This is a genomic window from Rhizobium rosettiformans W3, from assembly GCF_004912135.1.
Lineage (GTDB): Bacteria > Pseudomonadota > Alphaproteobacteria > Rhizobiales > Rhizobiaceae > Allorhizobium > Allorhizobium rosettiformans.
In genome coordinates, this window is record NZ_STGU01000011.1 from 150567 (window position 1) to 156698 (window position 6132).

General features: G+C 59.9%; 6 protein-coding genes. 5 read left to right on the plus strand and 1 reads right to left on the minus strand.

The window, feature by feature from the left end; translation table 11 throughout:
• Positions 1-66: 66 nt before the first annotated feature.
• From FAA86_RS18660 to FAA86_RS24655, 4 genes are all read left to right on the plus strand, one after another.
• Positions 67-1620, plus strand: coding sequence for an undecaprenyl-phosphate glucose phosphotransferase (locus FAA86_RS18660; protein WP_136542616.1), 1554 nt, complete (start codon positions 67-69; stop codon positions 1618-1620).
• Complete coding sequence (locus FAA86_RS18665; RefSeq protein WP_136542617.1) at positions 1617-2852, plus strand: O-antigen ligase family protein; 1236 nt, start codon at positions 1617-1619, stop codon at positions 2850-2852. Before FAA86_RS18660 ends, FAA86_RS18665 begins: the two co-directional genes overlap by 4 nt.
• Positions 2853-2921: 69 nt before the next feature.
• Positions 2922-3215, plus strand: a complete 294-nt coding sequence (locus FAA86_RS18670; RefSeq protein WP_136542618.1) for a hypothetical protein — start codon at positions 2922-2924, stop codon at positions 3213-3215.
• Between the two features lie 77 nt (positions 3216-3292).
• Positions 3293-3442, plus strand: a complete 150-nt coding sequence (locus FAA86_RS24655) for a hypothetical protein (protein WP_167495032.1) — start codon at positions 3293-3295, stop codon at positions 3440-3442.
• Positions 3443-3465: 23 nt separating this feature from the next.
• On the opposite strand, the gene FAA86_RS18675 is transcribed toward FAA86_RS24655, so the two are convergent.
• On the minus strand, positions 3466-4482 hold the full coding sequence (locus tag FAA86_RS18675) for an extracellular catalytic domain type 1 short-chain-length polyhydroxyalkanoate depolymerase (RefSeq protein WP_136542619.1): 1017 nt from the start codon (positions 4480-4482) through the stop codon (positions 3466-3468).
• 396 nt (positions 4483-4878) lie between these two features.
• Here FAA86_RS18675 and FAA86_RS18680 point away from each other — a divergent pair.
• The coding region (locus FAA86_RS18680) for a tyrosine-type recombinase/integrase (protein WP_136542620.1) at positions 4879-6132 on the plus strand (1254 nt) is incomplete at its 3' end.

Sequence of the window (6132 nt, forward strand, 5' to 3'; positions counted from 1 at the left end):
GGGGTTCCTAAAGCGTTTCTTAGGACCTTGGCACTAGTCTTCGCCCATTCATCTGCGAGATTTGCCATGAACAAGGTCGACAAACCCGAGGCATTCGATCTTGACGCCTTGCGTCGCGGTCAGACGGCTGGCGCTTCAACCGACCAGGTGGGCGGCGAGCGCAAGGCCGAGATCAGCGCGCTCGCGCGGCAGATTGCCGGCCAATACGCCATGGCCAATTATTCGCCGTCCATCGTGATCGGCCAGCTGCGTTTCCTCGAATTCTTCAGCCTTCTCGGGATCGCGCTCGCGACCAACTATTTCATTGCCCAGAACCCTGGCGAGCACCTCCTGGATACCGGCATCAGCGGTTTTGCCGGTGCGGTTCTGGCGCTGCTCTTCATGCAGGCGAGCGACTGCTATCACGTCTCGATCCTCAGGTCCCCGATGGGATCCATGGCGCGGGTGCTCGGAAGCTGGATGGCCTCGGTCGGGCTCGTCGCGCTCGTCAACCTGCTCTTCGTCGATCACGATCCGCAATATCGAAGCGTTCTGGCCGCATGGTTTGGATTCGGAGCGCTCTATCTCCTGGTGGAGCGCAATCTGATCGGCTTCGGCATTCGCCGCTGGGGCCGCAATGGCGTGATGGAGCGGCGCGCCGTGATCGTGGGCGGCGGCAAGCCTGCCAAGGATCTCATCCGCGCGCTAGAACAGCAGCCAGAAAACGACATCCGCATCTGCGGCATCTTCGACGATCGCAGCGCCGCGCGCTCGCCGGATGTCGTTGCCGGATACCCCAAACTTGGCAATGTTGCGGAACTCGTTGAGTTCGCCCGTCTTGCCCATATCGACATGCTGATCATTTCGCTGCCCTTGAGCGCCGAGGCGCGCATCATGCAGCTTCTCAAGATGCTCTGGGTTCTACCGGTCGATATCCGTCTTGCCGCGCATTCCAACAATCTGCGCTTCCGGCCGCGCGCCTATTCGCATGTCGGCGCCGTGCCGCTCCTCGACATTCTCGACAAGCCGATCCGCGACTGGGATTCGGTCGCCAAACGCGCCTTCGACATCTTCTTCAGCGTGCTCGCGCTCGTCCTGCTCTGGCCCGTCTTCATCGCCACCGCGATCGCTGTGAAGACGACGTCAAAGGGACCGGTCTTCTTCGTTCAGAAGCGCCACGGCTTCAACAACGAGGTCATCAACGTCCTGAAATTCCGGTCGATGTATACCGAGATGAGCGATCCGACGGCGAAGAACGCGGTGACCAAGAACGACCCGCGCGTGACGAAGGTCGGCCGCTTCATCCGCAAGACTTCGATCGACGAACTGCCGCAGATCTTCAACGTTCTGCGTGGCGACCTCTCGCTTGTGGGTCCGCGCCCGCATGCCGTGCTCGGCCAGACGCGCGACAAGACCTTCGGCGAGATCGTCGAGGGCTATTTCGCCCGCCACCGCGTGAAGCCCGGCGTCACCGGCTGGGCCCAGATCAATGGCTGGCGCGGCGAGATCGACACCGACGACAAGATCAAGTTCCGCACGGCTTACGACCTCTATTACATCGAGAACTGGTCGCTCTGGTTCGACCTGAAGATCCTGTTCCTGACGCCGATCAAGCTCCTCAACACGGAAAACGCCTATTGAGCGCGGTCGACGCCCAGATCCGGCCGTTCAATCCGCAGGCGGCCGCCGTCCAGCTGATGGTCTCCTGGATCATGGCCTTCGGCGTGTTTCTGTCCGGTTTCGTCATCTCCGAACCGGCACCTTATGAACTGTTGATGGTGGGCCAAGTGGCCCTGTGGTTCCTGTTCGGGCTGAAGATCTCGCGCGCTGTCGCGCCGCTTCTCGCTTTGCTCCTTATCTTCAATGTCGGCGGGCTTCTGGCGCTGACCGTGATGCCGATCATCCTGACCGAGCAGGTGCTTTATGTCGCGGTCTCGCTCTTCCTGGCGCTCACCGCCGTATTCTATGCCGCAGTCATCGAAGACAGGCCGCAGCGGCTCAAACTGATCTTTCAGGCCTGGGTGGCAGCCGCCATCATCACCGGCATGCTCGGCATTCTCGGCTATTTCCACGCCTTTCCCGGTTCGGAAGTCTTCACGCGCTACGACCGCGCCATGGGCGCATTCCAGGATCCGAACGTGTTCGGCCCCTTCCTGGTCGCGCCTATGCTCTACCTGCTGCATGGTCTGCTGAAGGGGCGGCTGCTTGAATCGCCACTGCGGATCCTCGGCATCCTGATCCTCTCCTTCGCCGTCTTCCTGTCGTTTTCGCGTGCCGCCTGGGGGCTCTTTCTCTTCTGTGCGGTCGCGCTGGTCTTCGTCATGCTGCTCAAGGAGCGCACCAACGCCTTCCGCCTCAAGATCCTTGTCTTGTCGCTGACCGCCGTCATTGCAATGGTGATCGCGCTTCTGATCGCGTTGCAGTTCGAGAAGGTCCGCGGGCTCTTCGAGACCCGCACGCAGCTCGTGCAGGAATATGATGGCGGCCATCTCGGACGCTTCGCCCGCCACAAGCTCGGCTTCGAGATGGCCATGGAAAAGCCGCTCGGCATCGGTCCGATGATGTTCGGCAAGATCTTCCCCGAGGACGAGCACAACATCTATCTCAAGTCGCTGATGAGCTATGGCTGGATCGGCTTCCTCTCCTACCTCGCGATGATCGTCTGGACCGTGTCGATGGGCTTCCGCTATCTGCTGCGGGAGAGACCATGGCAGCCCAATCTGATGATTGCCTGGATCGTGCTTGTCGGGCACATGCTGATCGGCGCCGTCATCGACACCGATCACTGGCGGCATTTCTATCTGGTGCTCGGGATCGTCTGGGGTTGCGGGGCGGCGGAGTGGCGCTACCAGCGCGCCCGTCGCCAGGGGTGACAAAGGCCCGTTCGCCGTGCGTTGATCTCAAGGGGTTGATCTTCAGCCGCCGCGCCCCATACTTTTCATATGATCACACCCGCTCAGATCCGCGCCGCACGCGCGATGCTCGACATAACCATCGACAAGCTGTCGCAAGAAAGCGGGGTTGCCGCCCTGCTGATCCTGCAGATCGAGTCAGGACATGGTTATGATGCCACCCCACAACATTATGCGGCGCTCAAGCTGACGCTGGAACGCATGGGCGTGGCCTTCCTCGATGCCGGCGAAGGCGGCAATGGGGGTGAAGGTCTTCGGCTTGTTGCGAGGGTCAGCGACGACGGGCTGCGACCGGAAGAACTGACTGCCGCCAACGACGATTGAGTTTTTCCAATATGGCGATGGAACAATAGTCGCGGCTGCGGCTTTTCCTGTCCGACACAGTCAGACAGGAGATTTTCATGAGCCGAAACAATGGCCTCTACCTCATCATTGGCGCCCTCGTCGTTGCCGTCATCGGGCTTGGCATCTACGTCTATCAGGAAGAGCAGGAGCCGAGCGGCGTCGAGCTGAAGATCGGCGAGAACGGCGTCTCGATCGAGGAAAACTGAGCCATTGAGGCTTCTCGGCCGCGTCAGCGACGCTTGATGAAGGCCTGATAGAATTGCTGGGGGGCGCCGATGGCGCCCTCAAGCATGTAAGGCTGGCGCTCCGCACCGGCACGGCGGGCGATCACCGGGAGGCCGTGCTCGAGGGTCTCGAGAAGACGATACTCGACCAGCACTTTGCCATCTCCGCCGCGCCAGACGACCACCGGCCCCTCGAGCCGGTTTTCCCGTTCCCCGGCATTCTCGTCCAGTCCGTGCAGATCAAGCCATTGCGCCAGAAGCGCTTCGCCATTGGCCGGCGCGACCACCCGGTCAGCCCTTCCCTGCCAGATGGAGACCGCAGGCTTTTCGCCCCCCTCCCCACTGGCGGCAGCGCGCGCCAGATCACCCCAATCCTTGCGGCTCCGGCGGCTTCCCGACTTCATGACCTGCAGGGCCGTCATCGCGTCGCGGGCTGCACCATATGGCAAGGCCCCCACCACCTGTCCTGCTGCGAAGAGCTCAGGATAGGTCACCAGCAGCGCGTTCGCCATCGCGCCGCCGGCGGACAGTCCCTGAATGAAGACCCGGCTCCGATCGATCCCATGTCGATCGATGGCATGTTCGATCATCTGGCGGATCGACATCAGTTCTCCGCGATCACGCGCCACCATGCTGGGGCGGAACCAGTTGAAGCAGAGATTGTGGTTGTTCGCCTTGGTCTGCTCCGGATAGAGCAGCACGAAACCCTTCTCCCGCGCCATCCGGCTCCAGCCGCTGCCCCGGTCGAACTGCACAGCCGTCTGCAGGCAGCCGTGGAGGACCACCACCAGTGTCTGAGGCTCACGTCGCGTGGGCGGGGCATATTCCATCATCCGCAGGCGCCCGGGATTGCTGCCGAAGGCATGCACCTGCACGAGGCCCGAGCGCGGGTTGCGCGGCTTTGCCGCCTTGGGCGGATCGGGAAGGCGCATCTTCGGCAACGCCTTTTCCAGCCGGCGCTGCAGGCGTCTCTGTCCCTTGAGAAAGGCAGACAGCGGTGACATCGAGAACTTGAAGCGCATGGAAAACCGGCTCCCTTCGAACCTTCTCCCAATATAATGCTGCATTGCAGCAATCATAGGACATGGATTGAGAAAAGCGGTCGTCGAGGATGAATTCGAGGAAACGGTCGAGCCGGGACCAAAAACAAAGACCGGATGTCTTACGACACCCGGTCCTCGAGATCGTTCGACGTGGTCAACGTGTTGACGTGTCTACGAAAATGGTCGGAATGGCGGGATTCGAACCCACGACCCCTTGACCCCCAGTCAAGAAATAGGCGTATCCTGGCTATTTCTCATGTTTCCATCCAGAGCGCAACCTACTGACTTGGAAACATAAAGAAACCGGCGTCCACTTGACTATCGCGCCGCAGCCGACAATATTCTGGCTATATAGTGGCTACACGGGAACTCAAGATGGCAAGCCTTAAGATTACCGCGACGACCGTTGCCGAGGTTATGGCCTCGCCGGCTCCGGACAAAACCACCTATTTCTTTGACGAGGACATTGCCGGATTTGGCCTCTACCGAACGCCTGGCAACGTCGGAACATTTTTTGCTGAATTTCGACCAATTGCTGGCGGCTCAAAAAAACGCATAAAACTCGGCCGCGTGGGCACACTCAAGGCGAACGACGCTCGCGAAGCTGCAAGACGTGCAATCGCCAACGCCGCACTAGGCAAAGATCTAGCCAAAGATCGCGCTGATCAGCGGGCGTCAATCACCGTGAAAGATCTCGTCGCCGCTTACATTGAAGAGTCCGTAGCGGAGAAGAAGAAGGCGTCGTCGGCAGAGTTTTACCGAACCATGCTGAAGAAGCACATTGCGCCAACCTTGGGCTCATCACGAGCGCTAACACTCACCCGCGTCGAAGTGCAACGCGCTCATGCCGTGATGTCAAAAGAGGCTCGGATTTCCGCCAATCGAGCCATGAAACTGCTCGCCGCCGCTTATTCGTGGGGCTCGAAGAATGGACACATTCCGGAGGGGCTTAACCCTGCGCAAGGGGTGGACCTGAACAAGGAGAGCGCTCGCGAGAGATACCTTACCGAGGCGGAAATGGTCAGGCTTGGTGAGGCATTGAGAGAAGCGGAGACAGTTGGTTTCGCGGCGAACGTGACTGATTCAAAGCATGCACCGAAGGGGCAGCGTGTAGTATTCTCTTCTTCTGTGACCGCCGCTATTCGTCTCATAATGCTCACTGGATGCCGATTGCGCGAGATATTGCATTTGCGGTGGTCGGAGGTGGATCTTGAAAGGGGTATCGCCTTTCTCCCTGACAGCAAAACCGGCAAAAAAGCGGTTATCCTCTCCACTGCTGCGGTTTCAGTGCTGAAAGACATTCCGCGCATCGGGCAATTTGTTATCGCCAGTGAATCTGCGGGACAAAAAAACGAAAAGCCGCGCGCTGACCTTAAGCGGCCATGGGCTGCGATTTGCAAACGCTCTGAATTGGATGGCCTTCGGATTCACGACCTCAGACATTCGTTCGCAAGTGTCGGAGCGTGGTCTGGTCTAGGGCTTCCCGTCATCGGGAAGCTCCTAGGTCATGCCGACGCCAAGACAACACAACGATACGCCCATATCGCAGACGACCCGGCGCGGCGAGCCGCTGACCTAATCGCGAATCAGATCGCGAGTGCCATTGGAGGCGGCGATGGCCAAGCTTCC

What these genes read in the sequence shown, in the direction of transcription:
- FAA86_RS18670 (WP_136542618.1), top strand. Translation starts at nt 2,922, where the DNA reads ATGATCACACCCGCTCAGATCCGCGCCGCACGCGCGATGCTCGACATA.
- FAA86_RS18660 (WP_136542616.1), top strand. Translation starts at nt 67, where the DNA reads ATGAACAAGGTCGACAAACCCGAGGCATTCGATCTTGACGCCTTGCGT.
- FAA86_RS18675 (WP_136542619.1), bottom strand. Translation starts at nt 4,482, where the DNA reads ATGCGCTTCAAGTTCTCGATGTCACCGCTGTCTGCCTTTCTCAAGGGA.
- FAA86_RS24655 (WP_167495032.1), top strand. Translation starts at nt 3,293, where the DNA reads ATGAGCCGAAACAATGGCCTCTACCTCATCATTGGCGCCCTCGTCGTT.